The sequence below is a fragment of the Mesorhizobium sp. 1B3 genome (genome assembly GCF_050958605.1).
Taxonomy (GTDB): domain Bacteria; phylum Pseudomonadota; class Alphaproteobacteria; order Rhizobiales; family Rhizobiaceae.
This window is the reverse complement of the sequence record NZ_JBJHDO010000013.1, coordinates 63119-78882: the sequence shown is the minus strand read 5'-3', so window position 1 is coordinate 78882 and position 15764 is coordinate 63119. Positions and strand designations below refer to the sequence as shown.

Annotated in this window: 16 protein-coding genes; 9 read left to right on the top strand and 7 right to left on the bottom strand. The window is 64.3% G+C overall.

Going from position 1 to position 15764, the window contains the following annotated elements; translation table 11 throughout:
• The first annotated feature begins 6 nt into the window (after positions 1 to 6).
• A complete protein-coding gene (locus ACCO56_RS27320; protein WP_433644073.1) occupies positions 7 to 204 on the top strand; it encodes a DUF1192 domain-containing protein in 198 nt (65 codons plus the stop codon).
• 90 nt (positions 205 to 294) lie between these two features.
• On the top strand, positions 295 to 1551 hold the full coding sequence (locus ACCO56_RS27315; protein WP_433644072.1) for an MFS transporter: 1257 nt from the start codon (positions 295 to 297) through the stop codon (positions 1549 to 1551).
• Positions 1552 to 1656: 105 nt separating this feature from the next.
• Here the strand turns inward: ACCO56_RS27315 and ACCO56_RS27310 are convergent, their stop codons facing one another.
• Positions 1657 to 1836: a YdcH family protein gene (locus ACCO56_RS27310; RefSeq protein WP_433644071.1), complete on the bottom strand. Its 180-nt coding sequence runs from the start codon at positions 1834 to 1836 to the stop codon at positions 1657 to 1659.
• A gap of 235 nt (positions 1837 to 2071) precedes the next feature.
• Here ACCO56_RS27310 and ACCO56_RS27305 point away from each other — a divergent pair, with 235 nt between their 5' ends.
• The 3 genes from ACCO56_RS27305 to ACCO56_RS27295 all read left to right on the top strand — a co-directional run bounded on the left by ACCO56_RS27305 (position 2072) and on the right by ACCO56_RS27295 (position 3947).
• The gene (locus ACCO56_RS27305) at positions 2072 to 2275 is read left to right on the top strand and encodes a YdcH family protein (protein WP_433644070.1); all 204 of its coding nucleotides are present in this window, start codon (positions 2072 to 2074) and stop codon (positions 2273 to 2275) included.
• A 104-nt stretch (positions 2276 to 2379) separates the two neighbouring features.
• Entirely contained in the window at positions 2380 to 2877 is a 498-nt protein-coding gene (gene purE, locus ACCO56_RS27300; RefSeq protein ID WP_433644069.1) for a 5-(carboxyamino)imidazole ribonucleotide mutase, read from the top strand.
• Positions 2874 to 3947: a 5-(carboxyamino)imidazole ribonucleotide synthase gene (locus ACCO56_RS27295; protein ID WP_433644068.1), complete on the top strand. Its 1074-nt coding sequence runs from the start codon at positions 2874 to 2876 to the stop codon at positions 3945 to 3947. The genes purE and ACCO56_RS27295 overlap by 4 nt, the downstream gene beginning before the upstream one ends.
• Positions 3948 to 4149: 202 nt before the next feature.
• Here ACCO56_RS27295 and ACCO56_RS27290 read toward each other — a convergent pair whose 3' ends face one another.
• The 3 genes from ACCO56_RS27290 to ACCO56_RS27280 all read right to left on the bottom strand — a co-directional run bounded on the left by ACCO56_RS27290 (position 4150) and on the right by ACCO56_RS27280 (position 7759).
• A complete protein-coding gene (locus tag ACCO56_RS27290; protein ID WP_433644067.1) occupies positions 4150 to 5175 on the bottom strand; it encodes an ABC transporter permease in 1026 nt (341 codons plus the stop codon).
• A 40-nt stretch (positions 5176 to 5215) separates the two neighbouring features.
• On the bottom strand, positions 5216 to 6754 hold the full coding sequence (locus ACCO56_RS27285; RefSeq protein ID WP_433644066.1) for a sugar ABC transporter ATP-binding protein: 1539 nt from the start codon (positions 6752 to 6754) through the stop codon (positions 5216 to 5218).
• 63 nt (positions 6755 to 6817) lie between these two features.
• The gene (locus ACCO56_RS27280; RefSeq protein ID WP_433644065.1) at positions 6818 to 7759 is read right to left on the bottom strand and encodes a sugar ABC transporter substrate-binding protein; all 942 of its coding nucleotides are present in this window, start codon (positions 7757 to 7759) and stop codon (positions 6818 to 6820) included.
• A gap of 443 nt (positions 7760 to 8202) precedes the next feature.
• On the opposite strand from ACCO56_RS27280, the gene ACCO56_RS27275 reads away from it, so the two are divergent.
• The 4 genes from ACCO56_RS27275 (at position 8203) to lpdA (ending at position 13415) form a co-directional block, all read left to right on the top strand.
• Complete coding sequence (locus ACCO56_RS27275) at positions 8203 to 9447, top strand: 3-methyl-2-oxobutanoate dehydrogenase (2-methylpropanoyl-transferring) subunit alpha (protein WP_433644064.1); 1245 nt, start codon at positions 8203 to 8205, stop codon at positions 9445 to 9447.
• 2 nt (positions 9448 to 9449) lie between these two features.
• On the top strand, positions 9450 to 10463 hold the full coding sequence (locus ACCO56_RS27270) for an alpha-ketoacid dehydrogenase subunit beta (RefSeq protein ID WP_433644063.1): 1014 nt from the start codon (positions 9450 to 9452) through the stop codon (positions 10461 to 10463).
• A 4-nt stretch (positions 10464 to 10467) separates the two neighbouring features.
• Positions 10468 to 11769, top strand: a complete 1302-nt coding sequence (locus tag ACCO56_RS27265; RefSeq protein ID WP_433644062.1) for a dihydrolipoamide acetyltransferase family protein — start codon at positions 10468 to 10470, stop codon at positions 11767 to 11769.
• Positions 11770 to 12017: 248 nt separating this feature from the next.
• Positions 12018 to 13415, top strand: coding sequence for a dihydrolipoyl dehydrogenase (gene lpdA / locus ACCO56_RS27260; RefSeq protein ID WP_433644061.1), 1398 nt, complete (start codon positions 12018 to 12020; stop codon positions 13413 to 13415).
• Positions 13416 to 13695: 280 nt separating this feature from the next.
• On the opposite strand, the gene ACCO56_RS27255 is transcribed toward lpdA, so the two are convergent.
• The 3 genes from ACCO56_RS27255 to ACCO56_RS27245 form a co-directional block, all read right to left on the bottom strand.
• The gene (locus ACCO56_RS27255; protein WP_433644060.1) at positions 13696 to 14268 is read right to left on the bottom strand and encodes an HdeD family acid-resistance protein; all 573 of its coding nucleotides are present in this window, start codon (positions 14266 to 14268) and stop codon (positions 13696 to 13698) included.
• Positions 14269 to 14428: 160 nt separating this feature from the next.
• Positions 14429 to 15085 (bottom strand): L,D-transpeptidase, encoded by a 657-nt coding sequence (locus ACCO56_RS27250; protein ID WP_433644162.1) that lies wholly within the window; start codon positions 15083 to 15085, stop codon positions 14429 to 14431.
• Positions 15086 to 15090: 5 nt separating this feature from the next.
• The gene (locus ACCO56_RS27245) at positions 15091 to 15717 is read right to left on the bottom strand and encodes a DsbA family protein (RefSeq protein WP_433644059.1); all 627 of its coding nucleotides are present in this window, start codon (positions 15715 to 15717) and stop codon (positions 15091 to 15093) included.
• Positions 15718 to 15764 lie beyond the last annotated feature (47 nt).

Genomic DNA, 15764 nt, shown 5'->3' with positions numbered 1-15764 from the left:
AGCGAAATGGCCATCTTCGACGACGAATCTGTGAAAAAGCCTCGCGTTCACGAGATCGGCCAGGATCTTTCGCTTCTGTCAGTGGGCGAACTCAACGAGCGCATCGTCCAGTTGAAGGTCGAGATCCACCGGCTCGAGGCCGAGCTGAAGGCCAAAGGCGCGACAAAGGCGGCGGCGGAGGCGCTGTTTCGACGCGAAAGTTGAAACCTGTGGCGCTGGATCGCCGTTGAAAAGCCTGAAACGCTTTATCGTTTGACGATATTGTTCCGATCCTTCCCGCCTCCGGACCCACGCATGCTCGCTTCCTACAGACCGATCTTTTCGCTCCTGCGCGGCACGGCCTTCCTGCTTGCCGCTTCCGGCCTGCACGGGCTGCTCCTGCCGTTGCGCGGTCAGCTCGAAGGCTTCTCCACCACGGCTCTCGGCCTCATGGGAACAGCCTGGGCCGCGGGTTTCGTCACGGGATGCTTCTTCGCCCCGCGCCTCGTGCGTCGGGCCGGTCATGTGCGGGCCTTCGGCGCCTTCGCCGCGTTCGGCGCCATCATCGCGCTGCTCACCGGGCTGATCATAGAACAGACAGTATGGATCGTGCTGCGCGCCTTCACCGGTTTCACCATGGCTGGCGCCTTCATGGTCATCGAGAGCTGGCTGAACGAGCGGGCGACCAACGAAAACCGCGGCACCGTCTTCGGCCTCTATATGATGGTCACCTATGCGTCCATCATGGCCGGCCAGATGATCGTCGCGGCGGGCGACATCCGCACCGACGCCCTCTTCATGGTCACCGGCATCTTCTTCTGCTGCTCGCTGATCCCCACAGCCGTATCGAGCCAGGCGATGCCGAAACCCCTGCAGGATGTCTCACTCGATCTTGGGAAACTCTACGACAATTCGCCCGTGTCATTCGTCGGCTGCCTGCTGATCGGCGTCGCCAACGGCGCCTGGGGCACGCTCGGCGCCGTCTATGGCGCGCGCATCGGCATTTCGACGGCCGGGATCGCGCTGATGATGAGCCTTGTCGTGGTGTCCGGCGCCGTGCTGCAAATGCCGGTGGGGCGCATCTCGGACGTGACCGACCGGCGCTACGTGCTCGGCGGAGCCGCACTCGGAGCCGCGCTGATCGGCGTGCTGATCTATATCGTCGCGCCGCGCTCCGCCTTTTTCATTATCGCCATGACGGCCTGCTACGGCGCGCTCGCCTACACGCTCTATTCGGTGGCCGTCGCCCATGCCAACGACCATGCCAGCGCCGAGGAATTCGTGAAGGTGTCGGGGGGACTGCTGCTGCTCTACGGCTTCGGCACCATGATCGGCCCGGTGATCGCGGCGGCCCTCATGGACAGGCTGCATCCCGAGGGTCTGTTCCTTGCCACCGCGCTCGCGCATTTCCTGCTGGCTGGCTACGCCGCCTTGCGCGTCAACCGCCGCGCTCCTGTGCCGCTCGAGGCCCGCGAAGCCTTCCAGACGATGCCGGCCGACCGGGCGGTCACGCCGGAGGCCGTGCACCTCGACCCGCGCGCCAACCCCGAACCCGAAGAAGGAGGAGGTTGAGATTCAGCCGGTGTTGCCGCCGCACAAAGGCTTATAGGGAGAGTCGGCGGCAGGGCTGCCGCCGACTAGGCCGTGCGCCGCGCACGGCAATTGGAATGCTGGGGGTCAATGGGTCGTGGAACGCGACCTCAACTTTTCAATCTCGTCCTTGAGCGCCAACTTGCGTCGCTTGAGGCTCACGATTTCAAGGTCGTCGACCGACGGATGCGCCATCGCTTCGTCGATTTCACGCTCGATGTCACCGTGCTTGCGCTTCAGCTCATCAAGATGGGATGCAAGAGACATGATTGGTTCTCCCTTTCATGGTTTCTCGAAGCACCGCCTACGGCCCGTCCGAGGGGCCGGCCGGTCCCGTGACGGTACGGTGACACTCTGACACCAAGTCGGCTTAAAGTCGAATAGGTCGTAGTAGCATTTCCCGAAGCCTTGAAATGTGGTAAGAGCTGGCCGCCGGATTCGAGAGGCTCCGGACCCGCCGGTTGGCGCCTCGAAGTGGCGTCGGAGACTTCAGACGGTAGACATGTCGGAACAGGAACAGGCCGAGATTCGTCTCGAGTTTGCACGTTTGAAGCAGGAGCATGCGGATTTCGACGCGGCCATCAACGCCATGATCGCAACCGGCTGCGACCCGCTGCAGATTCAGCGCATGAAGAAAAAGAAGCTTGTTCTCAAGGACAAGCTCAAGATGCTGGAAGACAGGATCATCCCCGACATCATCGCCTGAATGGTGAAGGGTGAACGGAACGCATACGGCTGCGTTCCGCAGAAAGCCATTCACCATTGACCATTCACCATTCACCGCTTAATCCCGCGCGGATAATCCGGGAGATGCTGGTGAGCCGAGCCGACGTCGCGATCATCATGGGCAGTCAGTCCGACTGGGCGACCATGCGTCATGCCGCCGAAACGCTCGACGCGTTGGGCGTTTCCCACGACGCCCGCATCGTTTCGGCGCACCGCACGCCGGAACGCCTTTACGAATTCGCCAGGGGTGCCAAGGAAGCCGGTTTCAAGGTGATCATCGCCGGCGCCGGCGGTGCTGCCCATCTTCCGGGAATGGCCGCGGCGCTGACCCCGCTCCCCGTCTTCGGCGTGCCGGTTGAATCGAAGGCGCTCTCCGGCCAGGACTCCCTGCTTTCCATCGTGCAGATGCCGGCCGGCATTCCCGTCGGCACGCTCGCCATCGGCAAGGCGGGCGCCGTCAACGCCGCTCTCCTTGCCGCCGCGGTGCTTGCGCTTGGCGACCCAGCGCTCGCCGGACGCCTCGACGACTGGCGCGCGGCGCAGACCGCTAAGGTGGCCGACAGACCGTCGGACCAGGCATGACCGCCCTTCCCATCGGCTCGACCATCGGTATCGTCGGCGGCGGCCAGCTCGGTCGAATGCTGGCGATGGCCGCGGCGCGCCTGGGCTACCGCACGATCGTCCTGGAACCCGAGCCGGGCTGTCCGGCAGCCCAGGTCGCGAATCGCCAGATCGTCGGGGCCTATGACGACCCCGCTGCCCTCGCCGAGCTCGCCCGGGAAAGCGCCGTCGTCACCTATGAATTCGAGAACGTGCCTGTCGCGGCCGCCGAGAAGCTGTCGGACCTGGTCCCTGTCTTCCCGCCGGCGCGGGCGCTCGAGGTGGCCCAGGATCGGCTGGTCGAGAAAACCTTCCTGAACGATATCGGAATATCCACGGCGGAATTTCGTGCCGTGGACAGCGACGCGCAACTGGCGCAGGCGCTGGACAAATTCGGCGGCGCCGGCATCCTGAAAACCCGTCGCCTGGGCTATGACGGCAAGGGCCAGCGCGTCTTCCGTGCCGGCGAGCCAGCGGCGGGGGTGTTCCAGGCAATGGGTGGCGTGCCGCTCATCCTGGAGAGCTTCGTGCCCTTCGAACGCGAGATCTCGGTGATAGCCGCACGTGGCAGGGACGGCGCCCTTGCGGCTTACGAGCCGGCTGAGAACGTCCACCGCGAAGGTATCCTGCGCAGTTCCACCGTGCCGGCCGCCATCAAGCCCGAAACGGCGGCGGCGGCACGCGCGGCAGCCTTCGCCATCCTGTCGGCGCTCGACTATGTCGGCGTCATCGGCGTCGAATTCTTCGTGCTCGCCGATGGCGGCTTGCTCGCCAACGAAATCGCGCCGCGTGTCCACAATTCCGGCCACTGGACGGAGGCCGCCTGCGCGATCTCGCAATTCGAGCAGCATATGCGCGCCGTCGCCGGCCTGCCGCTCGGCGACGCCTCGCGCCACTCGGACTGCGTTATGGAGAATTTGATCGGCGACGACGTGCTAAAGGTGCCGGCGCTGCTCGCCGAGCCTCACCTCGTCCTGCATCTCTACGGCAAGGCCGAAGCCCGGCCGGGCCGCAAGATGGGCCATTTCACCAGGCTTTCCAAACGCTCCTGAGCGATTACCCCTCATCCGACCTCGCTTCGCGAGGCCACCTTCTCCCACAAGGGGAGAAGGCTGGAGTTTGGCATGAGCGCTCCTGCCAATAGCAAACGCTGGCGGTTGGCATCGACGTTGCGGCGGTCGTTCCCTTCTCCCCTTGTGGGAGAAGGTGCCCGAGCGAAGCTCGGTCGGATGAGGGGTCCCCGCGCCCCCGCGGCTACTTCTTCCGGCTCTTCTGCCGGTAAACATCGGCGACGACGGCGGCGATGATGATCATGCCCTTGATGATCTCCTGGTAGAAGGCGTCGACCCTCAGGAAGGTGAAGCCGGAGGTCATGGTGCCCAGGATGATCGTGCCGATCACCGTCCCCGTGATGCGCCCGACGCCGCCGGTGAGTGAGGTGCCGCCGATGACGGCCGCGGCGATGGCGTCCAGCTCGTACATCACGCCCATACCGGCCTGCGCGGTCTGGGCGCGCGCGGCGGTGACGACGCCGGCCAGTCCGGAAAGCAGGCCGGCAATAGCATAGACCTTGATGAGGTGCCGCTCGATGTCGATGCCGGAGACCCGGGCGGCCTGCACATTGGCGCCGATCGCATAGGTGAACTTGCCATAGCGCGTGTAGCGGAGCGCGACATGGAAGATCAACGCCACCGTGAGGAAGATCACCACGGGCCAGATGCCGGAACCGATCGTGGTGAAGGAATCCGTCAGGCCGGAGACCGGCTGGCCCTTGGTGTACCATTTGGACAGGCCGCGCGCCGACACCATCATGCCGAGCGTCGCTATGAAGGGCGGGATCTTGGTGTAGGCGATCAGCAAGCCGTTGATCGTGCCGGCGAGGAGACCGGTGCCGAGGCCGACAAGGACCGGCACGATCGGCGGCAGGTCGGTCAGCGCGGGATAGAGCGCCTTCGTCCATGCCGAGGACTGCGCCAGGCTCGCCGCGATCATGGCGGTGAGGCCGACGACAGAGCCCGACGACAGGTCGATGCCGCCCGTGATGATGACCTGGGTGACGCCGACCGCGATGATGCCGATCACCGAAACCTGCAGGATCATGATCGTCAGCCGTTGTGGGTTGGCCAGAAAGCTCTGGCCGATGACGATCCAGCCCAGCACTTCGAAGACCAGGGCGATGCCGATCAGGATGAGCAGGATGCTCGCTTCGACCGGGAGGCGGCGCTTGGACGCTGCCGGAACGGCGATGGAAGAGGTCGCGGACGTGTTCTGCACGGACATTTGCGGTTCCTCCCGGTTGCTCTCCGGACCTCCTGCAGCCCTATTTCGCTGCCAGTTCCATGATCCTGACCTGGTTGGCCTCCGCGCGGTCGAGAATGCCGGTGACGCGGCCTTCATGCATGACCATGATGCGGTCGCTCATCCCCAGCACTTCCGGCATCTCGGACGAGATCATCATGATGGCCACGCCTTCGCGGGCAAGCTGCGTGACCAGGCGGTGGATCTCGGCCTTGGCGCCGACATCGATGCCGCGCGTCGGCTCGTCGAGGATGAGAATGCGCGGCCTGGTCAGGAGCCAGCGCCCGATCAGCACCTTCTGCTGGTTGCCGCCCGACAGGTTCTCGATGCGCTCATGAAGATCGGGCGTCTTCACGCGGAGCTTGTCGCTCATGGTCTTGCAGGCGTCGGTGACGCCCCGCTCGGCCACAAAGCCCCTGGAGACGAAGTTCTGCTGCAGCACGGCGATCTGCATGTTATCGAGTACATCCAGAATGAGCAGGCAGCCTGTTTCCTTCCGGTCCTCGGTCAGCAGCGCCATGCGGTGGCGGATCGCCGCGTTCGGCGAGGCGATGGCCACCTCCTTGCCCATGATCTCGATCCGGCCCGAGGTCGCCGGCGTTACGCCGAACAGCGTCTCTGCCACGTTCGAACGGCCCGACCCGACCAGGCCGGCCACGCCCAGGATCTCGCCTGCCCTGATATCGAAGGAGACGTCCTCGAAGACGCCCTTGAGGCCGAGCCCTTTCACCGACAGCACGACGTCGCCGATCGGCACCTCTTCCTTCGGGAACATCTGCGTGATCTCGCGCCCCACCATCATGCGGATGATGTCGTCTCGGGTCACGTCGGTGGAAGCATGCGTTCCAATATAGCGCCCGTCGCGGAAGACGGAGGCCTCGTCGGCGATCTCGAACAGCTCGTTCATCTTGTGGGTGATGTAGATGATGCCTTTACCCTGCGCCTTGAGGTCACGGATGATGGCGAAGAGATGCGACACCTCGCGTTCGGTGAGCGCCGAAGTAGGCTCGTCCATGATGAGAACGTCGGATTCGTAGGAGACCGCCTTGGCGATCTCGACCATCTGACGATTGGCGACGGTGAGGTCGCGCACCTGCACTTGCGGATGGATGTTGATGTTGAGGCGCCGGAACAGCTCGGCGGTCATGCGATTCATCCTGGGGTGATCGACGAGGCCGAACCGGTTCAGCGGCTCGCGGCGGATCCAGATGTTCTCCGCCACGGTCATGAAAGGCATCAGGTTGAGTTCCTGATGGATCATGGCGATGCCGTTTTCGAGCGCGTCGAGCGGCGACTTGAGCCGGATGGGCTGCCCGCGAAGCGTCACCTCGCCGGCATCGGCCGAATAGATGCCGGCCACGATCTTCATCAGCGTCGACTTGCCCGCGCCGTTCTCGCCCATCAAAGCGTGCACCGTGCCGCGCCTCAGCCTGAACGACACGTCGTCGAGCGCAAGCACGCCCGGGAACTCCTTGCGCACCCCCTCCACGGTCAGGAGATATTCGGAATTAGGGACCGCTCCGCTAGCGCGGACAGCCGCCATGGTCGACGGACTGATCATAGCGTTCTCCTCCCACGAGGACCGACGAGGCACGGCCGCGGCGTGCCCCGTCGACGGGACGGCTCAGTTCTTGGCCTGGTATTTTTCCAGGTTGGCCGAGGTCACCAGTTCGAACGGAATATACACCTTCTGCTCGACCTTTTCGCCCTTGGCGAGCTTGAGCGCGGCGTCGACCGAACCCTTGCCCTGGCCGGCCGCGTTCTGGAACACGGTGACGTCGAGGTCGCCCGCTGCCATCGCGGCCAGAGCATCCTGGGTGGCGTCGACGCCGCCGACGATGATTGTCTTCATATCCATGCCGGCCGCTTTCATCGCCTGGATCGCCCCGATCGCCATTTCGTCATTGTTGGAAACCACGGCATCGAACTGCAGGCCGGCCGAAAGCCAGTTGCTCATCAGGTCGGCGCCCTGAGTGCGCTGCCAATTGGCGGTCTGCTCCTCGACGATCTTCATGAAGGAGCATTCCGGCGTGGCAATCACGTCGTGGACGTCCTGCGTACGCTGGCGAGCCGCCTGGTTGGACAGCTCGCCCATCATGACGACGATATTGGCCTCGGTCTTTCCGGCTTCCTTGAGGAGCCGGCAGATCTCCTTGGACTCCAGCGTCCCGGATTCGCGTTCGTCGGACGCGACGAAGGCCTGGGTCTCGGGCAATTCGTTGACGTTGATCGGCTCGCGGTTGACATAGACCAGGGGGATCTTCGCTTCGGCGGCGATCTTCGACATGGCCGCGGTCGCGTCCGTGTCGACCGGGTTGACGATGATGGCGTCGACGCCCGCGGCGATGAAGTTCTGGATCTGGCTCTGCTGCTTGGCCACGTCGTTCTGGGCATCCTCGACCTGGAGGGTCACCCCGTCCAGTGTCTTGGCGTATTCGATCATGCCGTTGCGCAAGACCGTCAGGAAATTGTCGTCGAACAGCGCCATCGACACGCCGATATTCTCGGCGAGCGCCGACGTCGTCATGAGGGCCGACGCGGCCACGCCCAAAAGCAGCTTCCTCATTGGTCTTCTCCTCCACATAGCGGGTGTCCGGTCTCACCCTTTTCCGGAAAATCCCCTCCTCCGGGGATTTCATGCAGGAGACGCAAAGAACGTACTCGCACCCATCGCGGCCGAGCCCTCCGACCTCGCCGGAGGAAAATGAAACATTTAATCTGCATTCGCCTCCATTTGGATTATTTATTCTAAATCCTTCGGGCGCGTCAAGCGCGATTCGGACCCGTGCTTCGAGCGACCCTGCTTGCCGCCTGAGGTGATTCCCGTGAAACGACCGTGCTTTATGGAACAATCCCCGACACCGATCTTCGCGAAATAAAGTTGCGCGGCGACGAGCAAATACGACGCGGACCCGCGCTCACCTTCCCCCACGGAGCGTGATACAGTCCGCGCCGACCGGGGCAGGCGGATGCGGATTCCGCCCCGGGGTGACAAAGGGAGGCTGCGTCGTGACATCCGATAGAGTTTCGCCCGCGCCGTTGCGGCTCCATGTACCGGAGCCGGAGGTGCGACCCGGCGGCACGCCCGACTTTTCCAGCGTCAAGATTGCGCCGGCGGGCTCCGTGCGGCGGCCGGAGGTGGACGCGAATCCCGAGGACATCCGCGACCTCGCCTATTCCATCATCCGCGTGCTCAACCGCCAGGGCGAGGCTGTCGGCCCCTGGGCGGGCTTGCTCAGCGACGAGGAACTGATCGAAGGACTGCGCCATATGATGACGCTGCGCACGTTCGACGCACGCATGCTGATGGCGCAGCGACAGGGCAAGACCTCGTTCTATATGCAGCATATGGGCGAGGAGGCAGTGAGCTGCGCATTCCGCCGCGCGCTCCAGCCCACGGACATGAATTTCCCGACCTATCGACAGGCCGGCCTGCTCATCGCCGGCGGTTATCCGATGGTCGACATGATGAACCAGATCTTCTCCAACGAGGCCGACCCGCTGAAGGGACGGCAGCTCCCGATCATGTATTCGTCGAAGGAGCACGGCTTCTTCTCGATTTCCGGCAATCTCGGCACGCAATTCGTCCAGGCGGTCGGCTGGGCAATGGCCTCGGCGATCAAGAACGACACGCGGATCGCCGCGGGCTGGATCGGCGACGGTTCGACAGCGGAATCCGATTTCCATGCGGCCCTCGCTTTCGCCTCGACCTACCGGGCGCCGGTCGTCCTCAATATCGTGAACAACCAGTGGGCGATCTCCACCTTCCAGGGCATCGCGCGCGGCGGCTCGGGAACCTTCGCCGCCAGGGGTCTCGGCTTTGGCCTGCCTTCCCTGCGGGTCGACGGCAACGACTATCTGGCCGTTCACGCCGTGGCCTCCTGGGCGGCGGAGCGGGCGCGGCGCAATCTCGGCCCGACCCTCATCGAATATGTGACCTATCGGGTCGGCGCCCATTCGACCTCGGACGACCCCTCCGCCTATCGGCCGAAGACGGAATCCGACGCCTGGCCGCTGGGTGACCCGGTCATTCGCCTCAAGAACCACCTGATCAAAAGGGGCGTGTGGTCGGAGGAGCGGCAGAAGCAGACCGAGGCGGAGATCCTCGACACGGTGATTTCAGCGCAGAAAGAGGCCGAGCGCCACGGCACGCTGCATGCAGGGGGCAAGCCGTCAGCGCGCGATATGTTCGAAGGCGTCTATGCCGAGATGCCGCCGCATCTGAGGCGGCAACGTCAGCAGGCGGGGGTTTGATCATGCCGCGCAAAACGATGATCGAGGCGATCCGCGACGCCATGGACGTGATGATGGGGCGCGACGATGACGTCGTCGTGTTCGGTGAGGACGTCGGCTATTTCGGCGGCGTCTTCCGTTGCACGCAGGGGCTCCAGGCGAAATACGGCAAGACGCGCTGCTTCGATACGCCGATCAGCGAACTCGGGATCGTCGGGACGGCGATCGGCATGGCCGCCTACGGATTGAGGCCCTGCATCGAGGTGCAGTTCGCCGACTATGTCTATCCCGCCTACGACCAGATCGTTTCGGAAGCGGCACGGTTGCGTTACCGCTCCAACGGCCAGTTCACCTGCCCGATCGTCATCCGCATGCCGACCGGCGGCGGCATTTTCGGCGGCCAGACGCACAGCCAGAGCCCGGAAGCGCTGTTCACTCATGTCTCCGGCCTGAAGGTTGTCGTGCCATCCAACCCGCGCGACGCCAAGGGCCTGCTCATCGCGGCGATCGAGGACCCGGATCCGGTGATCTTCCTGGAGCCAAAGCGTCTCTACAACGGCCCGTTCGACGGGCATCACGAGCGGCCGGTCACCGCTTGGTCGAAACATCCGCTGGGCGAGGTGCCGGACGGCCATTTCACCGTGCCGCTGGGCAAGGCGGCGATCCGGAGAGAAGGCACGGCCATGACCATCCTCGCCTATGGCACGATGGTCTATGTCGCCGAAGCCGCGGCCGAGGAGACCGGGATCGACGCCGAGGTCATCGATTTGCGCACCCTGCTGCCGCTCGATCTCGAAACGATCGTCGCCTCGGTCAGGAAGACCGGACGCTGCGTGGTGGTCCATGAGGCGACGCTGACGTCAGGCTTCGGAGCCGAGCTTGCCGCGCTCGTCCAGGAACATTGCTTCTACCACCTGGAAGCGCCGGTCGCCCGGGTGACGGGTTGGGATACGCCCTATCCGCATGCGCAGGAATGGGACTATTTCCCCGGCCCGGCCCGTCTGGGCCGCGCCATGCTCGAAACGATGGAGAATTGAAGCCATGGGCGAGCATGTCATCAAGCTCCCGGATGTCGGCGAGGGTGTCGCGGAGGCCGAACTCGTTGAATGGCACGTGAAGGTGGGCGACCTCGTGCGCGAAGATAGTCTGCTCGCCGCCGTCATGACCGACAAGGCGACGGTGGAGATTCCTTCGCCCGTCGATGGCGAGATCCTGTGGCTGGGCGGCGAGATCGGCGACACGATCGCCGTGGGGTCGCCGCTGGTTCGGCTCAAGGTGGAGGGCGAGGGTAACGCTGCCAAGGCCGCCATTCCTGAGCCGGCAGCCATCGAGGTGATGGTCCCCGCTCCGGCCGCGGAACCTGCAGCGAAGAAGCCCTCGGACACAGCGCCGAAGCAGAAACCCACGGCTGAGCCCGAGCCCCCTCCCGCCGCTTTCAGTTCGCCAGTCGGCGCTCCGCGTCCTGAGGGCGAAAAGCCCCTTGCTTCGCCGGCGGTAAGGGTTCGCGCCAAGGAGGCAGGCATCGACCTGCGTCAGATTCCCGGTACCGGTCCGGCGGGGCGCATCACGCATGAGGATATCGAAGCCTTCATGCGTCGTGGGCCGCAGTCGATTCGGCCGGCGACGGGTCTTGCCGAGGACAACACGGTCGAGGAGATCAAGATCGTCGGCCTGCGGCGGCGGATCGCCGAGAAGATGGCGATCGCCAAGTCGCGCATTCCGCACATCACCTATATCGAGGAGATCGACGTCACCGCGCTCGAGGAGTTGCGCGCGACGCTCAACAAGGAGAAGCGGCCGGACCGGCCGAAGCTCACCCTGCTTCCCTTCCTGATGCGCGCCATGGTCAAGGCCATCCGGGAGCAGCCCGGCATGAACGCCCTCTTCGACGACGAAGCTGGCGTCATCCACCGCCATGGCGGCGTCCATATCGGCATTGCCGCGCAGACATCTGCCGGGCTCGTCGTGCCCGTGGTGAAACATGTCGAGGCGCGGGACCTCTGGGATTGCGCCGCCGAGGTCAACCGGCTTGCGGAAGCCGCCAAGAACGGCACGGCGACGCGCGAGGAGCTTTCCGGTTCCACCATCACCATCACCTCGCTCGGTGCCATGGGCGGGGTCGCCACCACCCCGGTGATCAACCATCCCGAAGTCGCCATCGTCGGCGTCAACAAGATCATGGTGCGACCGGTATGGGATGGCTCCGCCTTCATCCCGCGCAAGATGATGAACCTGTCGTCGAGCTTCGATCACCGCGTCGTCGACGGCTGGGACGCGGCGGTCTTCGTCCAGCGCATCAAGACGCTGCTGGAAACGCCGGCCCTGATCTTCGTAGGTGAATAGGCAATGGCAGGCGATACCGCCCTTCGGGAACCCCTCATCCGACCCCTTCGCGGCCCCCTTCTCCCACAAGGGGAGAAGGGGGAGCTTGGCATGTCGGCATCTGCAAATCGCCAACGCCAGCGATCGGCGCGAACGATCCCGCCAACCTTTCCTTCTCCCCTTGTGGGAGAAGGTGGCCTCGCGAAGCGAGGTCGGATGAGGGGTGAGCCAAAGAGCACATTGTGCCAGATGCAACATCGGACCCGGTCATGAAGGAAATCTCCTGCAAGCTGCTCGTCATCGGCGCCGGCCCCGGCGGCTATGTCGCGGCCATCCGTGCCGGCCAGCTCGGTATCGACACCGTCATCGTCGATGACCAGAAGCCCGGTGGCACATGCCTCAATGTCGGTTGCATCCCGTCCAAGGCACTCATCCACGCGGCCGAGGAATTCGACAAGGTGGTTCGCGCCAGCCGCGCCAAGAGCCCGCTCGGCATCTCGCTTTCCGATCCCGCCCTCGACCTGGCCCAGACCATCGCCTGGAAGGACGGGATCGTCGGGCGCCTGAACAGCGGCGTGTCAGGGCTCCTGAAGAAGGCAAAGGTGAAGATCGTCGAGGGGCGCGCAAGGTTCCGCGACGGCAAGACGGTGGAGGTCGCGACCGAGATCGGGTTGCAGGTGATCCGCGCCGAGACGGTGATTATCGCCACGGGTTCCGCACCGGTCGAGCTCCCCGCCTTGCCCTTCGGCGGGCCGGTGATCTCGTCGACGGAGGCGCTGGCGTTGACCAAGGTGCCCGAGCGTCTCGTGGTGGTTGGCGGCGGTTACATCGGTCTGGAACTGGGCATGGCCTTCGCTCGCTTCGGGTCGACGGTCACGGTGGTCGAGGCCGAGCAGAAGGTCCTGCCGCTCTACGACTCCGAACTGACGCGGCCGGTGGTGAAGCGCTTGTCGGAACTCGGCGTCGAGGTGCTGACCGGAGCCACGGCGAGGGGTCTCTCGGCGAAAGGCGATGCCTTGCTGGTCGAGACGGCCGATGGCGCGGAAAAAAAGATCGCGGCCGACAAGATCCTCGTCACTGTCGGACGCAAGCCGGTCACCGAGGGGTGGGGTCGCGAAGAGATCGAACTCGACATGGCCGGCCGCTTCATCCGCATCGACGAACAATGCCGCACCTCGATGCGCGGCATCTACGCCATCGGCGACGTCACCGGCGAGCCGATGCTCGCTCATCGCGCCATGGCCCAGGGCGAGATGGTCGCCGAGATCGTCGCCGGCCACAAGCGCAGCTGGGATAAGCGCGCCATTCCCGCGATCTGCTTCACCGACCCCGAGATCCTCTCGGTCGGCCTCTCTCCGGACGAAGCGAAAAAGGCAGGGCGCGAGGTCAAGATCGGCCTCTTCCCCTTCCAGGCCAACGGCCGCGCCATGACCAAACTGGCCGAGGATGGCTTCGTGCGGGTGGTAGCGCGCGCGGACAACCATCTGGTGCTGGGCATCCAGGCAGTGGGCGAAGGTGTGTCGGAACTATCGGCGGCCTTCGGCCTCGCCCTCGAGATGGGCGCACGGCTCGAAGATATCGCCGGCACGATCCACGCCCATCCGACCCAGGGCGAAGCCTTTCAGGAGGCCGCGCTCCGGGCGCTCGGCCACGCTCTACATATTTGATGGCGAGGAAGAACGCTGGGGCTTGGATGACCGCGTCAGTCTTGATCGTTGGGCAGCCGGCTGAAAGGTCACGGAATGGATCCACGGATCACCTTCGGCTTCGCTCCGCTCGCCTGCGGGTTCGTGGATGACGAGGATCTACCCTCATCGCCCACGTTTGTGATTGGCGTCGACATCGTAGCTTCGTCATCCACGGACCCGAGCGAAGCGAGGTGATCCGTGGATCCATTCCGTGACCTTTCGGTCGGCTGCCCTGCGGTTAAGCCTAAAACCTCTCCCCTCAGCTCCGCCTGACCTGCCAGGCGAGATAGGCGATCGAAGAGCCGACGCTGATCAGCTCGATGCCGAGGAGCAGCCCGATCAGCCACACGGCTGTTACAGGCAGACTTGCCCACAGCACCAGCGACAGCAAGATCCCGACGAACCCGCTCGCCAGCACCCAGCCCCAATTGGGAAACGGTCGAATGGTGAGGGCGAAGACGATCTTGGAGATGCCCTCGATCATGAAGAAGACGAGCAGCAGCAGCGTGATCGTCACCAGGCCTTGCTCGGGATCGCGCAGGAACAGGAAGCCGATGAGCACGGCAAGGATGACGGAGATGAGCTGCAGCCAGAAATGCGGCGCCTGGCCGGCGCCGATCAGGCTGATCCCCTGGGCGATGCCGCTGATGATGAGCAGCCAGCCGAGGAGCACGATGACGGCCACCGAAGAGATCACCGGATAGATGATCGCCAGCACGCCCGCGATGATGAGAAGGATGCCTTCTATGAGATACCAGAGCGAATAACGCTTGACCGCCCGGCGCATCGCTTCGCGAAAAACTTCCGCTGCTGCATCCAATGACATCGACATGGCCTGCCTCCTCTTTCCAGCCGTCCCCTTCGCCTCACGGCCACGCCAGCCAAGCATGACCGAAGCGTCGGCATTTTGATTTGTATCACGGAACGGTGGAACATTGTTACAGGCGTTCGCTCCTGCCGCCTGCCCTCCTAGGGCTTGCGCCATCGCGGCGTCAAAGCACTACCACCTTCGACCCGTTGGGAACGCGGCCATAAAGATCGATCACGTCCTGGTTCATCATCCGGATGCAGCCGGATGAGACCGCTTTGCCGATCGACCAGGGCTCGTTCGTGCCGTGGATACGATAGAGCGTGTCCTTGCCGTCCTTGAACAGATACAGCGCACGTGCGCCGAGCGGATTGCGCGGGCCGGGCTCCATCCCGCCGGCGAGCGGCCCGTAGCGGCCCGGCTCACGCTCGATCATGTCCGGCGTCGGTGTCCATCGCGGCCACTGCCTTTTGTAGGTGATGTTGGCCGTACCGGTGAATTCGAGCCCCGCCTTGCCGACACCCACGCCGTAACGCAGCGCCTTGCCTCCTTCCTGGACGAGATAAAGGAAGCGGTTCTTCGGGTCGACGACGATGGTGCCCGGCGGCTGATCGGTCGGATAGTCGACGATCTGGCGCCGGTTCTGCGGCGGCAGATGCTTGAGCGCAACGGCGGGAACGGGGAACTTCTCGTCGCTGACGGCGCCGTAGCGCAGGGCATCCGGCGAGCTTTCGACTACGGCGGCAGGTTTCACCGGAGCCTTCTCGGAGGGCGTCGTGCAGGCTGCCGCGAAAACGGTCAGGACAAGGATCGTGGCAAGACGGAAGGCGGAGCGAAGCATCGGGATCAACGTCCCTCCTGGGCGGCGCGGGCGTCGGCGACGACTTGCTTGAAGCCCTCATAATCGAGGGTCGTGGTGCGGAACGGCCCGATGAGATAGGCAGGCGTGCCGTTGATGCCGAGCGCCTCGGCCTGCGCCAGATTGCGTTTCAGCAGGGCCGAAATCTTCGTTCCATGCGTGGTGAGGTCAGCCTTGAGCCGGGCCATGTCGATGCCGGCCTTTTTGATGGCGGCCTGCATCTCTTCCGCTGTCGTGCCCCGGCTTTTGATGCTCATCAGGGCCTTGTGCGCGGCTCCGTAACGCCCCTGATATTTGGCGCCGAGCGCCAGCTGCGCCCCGTGCACGGAGGATTCCGAGAGGATCGGCCAATCCTTGTAGACGAGCCGGATCTTCCCGTCCGTCTTTACGATGCGCTCGAGATCGGGCGCGGTCTTTCGGCAATAGGGGCAGTTGTAATCGAGGAAGGCGACGATGGTGACGTCCCCCTTCGGGTTGCCCGCGGTCGGCGCCTCCGGGTCGTTGAGGATCGCGTCGACATCGACCTCTTGCGACAGGGCCGGTCCGGCCGCCGCGAGAAGCGACACGCCGGCGAGAGCGGACAGATGAAGAAACGAGCGGCGATGTATGGTCATGGGTTTCCCCTGGCTGCGGTTCCGTGGCGCGGCCGGAAACTGGGCGC

What these genes read in the sequence shown, in the direction of transcription:
- ACCO56_RS27320 (WP_433644073.1), top strand. Translation starts at nt 7, where the DNA reads ATGGCCATCTTCGACGACGAATCTGTGAAAAAGCCTCGCGTTCACGAG.
- ACCO56_RS27315 (WP_433644072.1), top strand. Translation starts at nt 295, where the DNA reads ATGCTCGCTTCCTACAGACCGATCTTTTCGCTCCTGCGCGGCACGGCC.
- ACCO56_RS27310 (WP_433644071.1), bottom strand. Translation starts at nt 1,836, where the DNA reads ATGTCTCTTGCATCCCATCTTGATGAGCTGAAGCGCAAGCACGGTGAC.
- ACCO56_RS27305 (WP_433644070.1), top strand. Translation starts at nt 2,072, where the DNA reads ATGTCGGAACAGGAACAGGCCGAGATTCGTCTCGAGTTTGCACGTTTG.
- purE (WP_433644069.1), top strand. Translation starts at nt 2,380, where the DNA reads ATGCTGGTGAGCCGAGCCGACGTCGCGATCATCATGGGCAGTCAGTCC.
- ACCO56_RS27295 (WP_433644068.1), top strand. Translation starts at nt 2,874, where the DNA reads ATGACCGCCCTTCCCATCGGCTCGACCATCGGTATCGTCGGCGGCGGC.
- ACCO56_RS27290 (WP_433644067.1), bottom strand. Translation starts at nt 5,175, where the DNA reads ATGTCCGTGCAGAACACGTCCGCGACCTCTTCCATCGCCGTTCCGGCA.
- ACCO56_RS27285 (WP_433644066.1), bottom strand. Translation starts at nt 6,754, where the DNA reads ATGATCAGTCCGTCGACCATGGCGGCTGTCCGCGCTAGCGGAGCGGTC.
- ACCO56_RS27280 (WP_433644065.1), bottom strand. Translation starts at nt 7,759, where the DNA reads ATGAGGAAGCTGCTTTTGGGCGTGGCCGCGTCGGCCCTCATGACGACG.
- ACCO56_RS27270 (WP_433644063.1), top strand. Translation starts at nt 9,450, where the DNA reads ATGCCGCGCAAAACGATGATCGAGGCGATCCGCGACGCCATGGACGTG.
- ACCO56_RS27265 (WP_433644062.1), top strand. Translation starts at nt 10,468, where the DNA reads ATGGGCGAGCATGTCATCAAGCTCCCGGATGTCGGCGAGGGTGTCGCG.
- lpdA (WP_433644061.1), top strand. Translation starts at nt 12,018, where the DNA reads ATGAAGGAAATCTCCTGCAAGCTGCTCGTCATCGGCGCCGGCCCCGGC.
- ACCO56_RS27255 (WP_433644060.1), bottom strand. Translation starts at nt 14,268, where the DNA reads ATGTCGATGTCATTGGATGCAGCAGCGGAAGTTTTTCGCGAAGCGATG.
- ACCO56_RS27250 (WP_433644162.1), bottom strand. Translation starts at nt 15,085, where the DNA reads ATGCTTCGCTCCGCCTTCCGTCTTGCCACGATCCTTGTCCTGACCGTT.
- ACCO56_RS27245 (WP_433644059.1), bottom strand. Translation starts at nt 15,717, where the DNA reads ATGACCATACATCGCCGCTCGTTTCTTCATCTGTCCGCTCTCGCCGGC.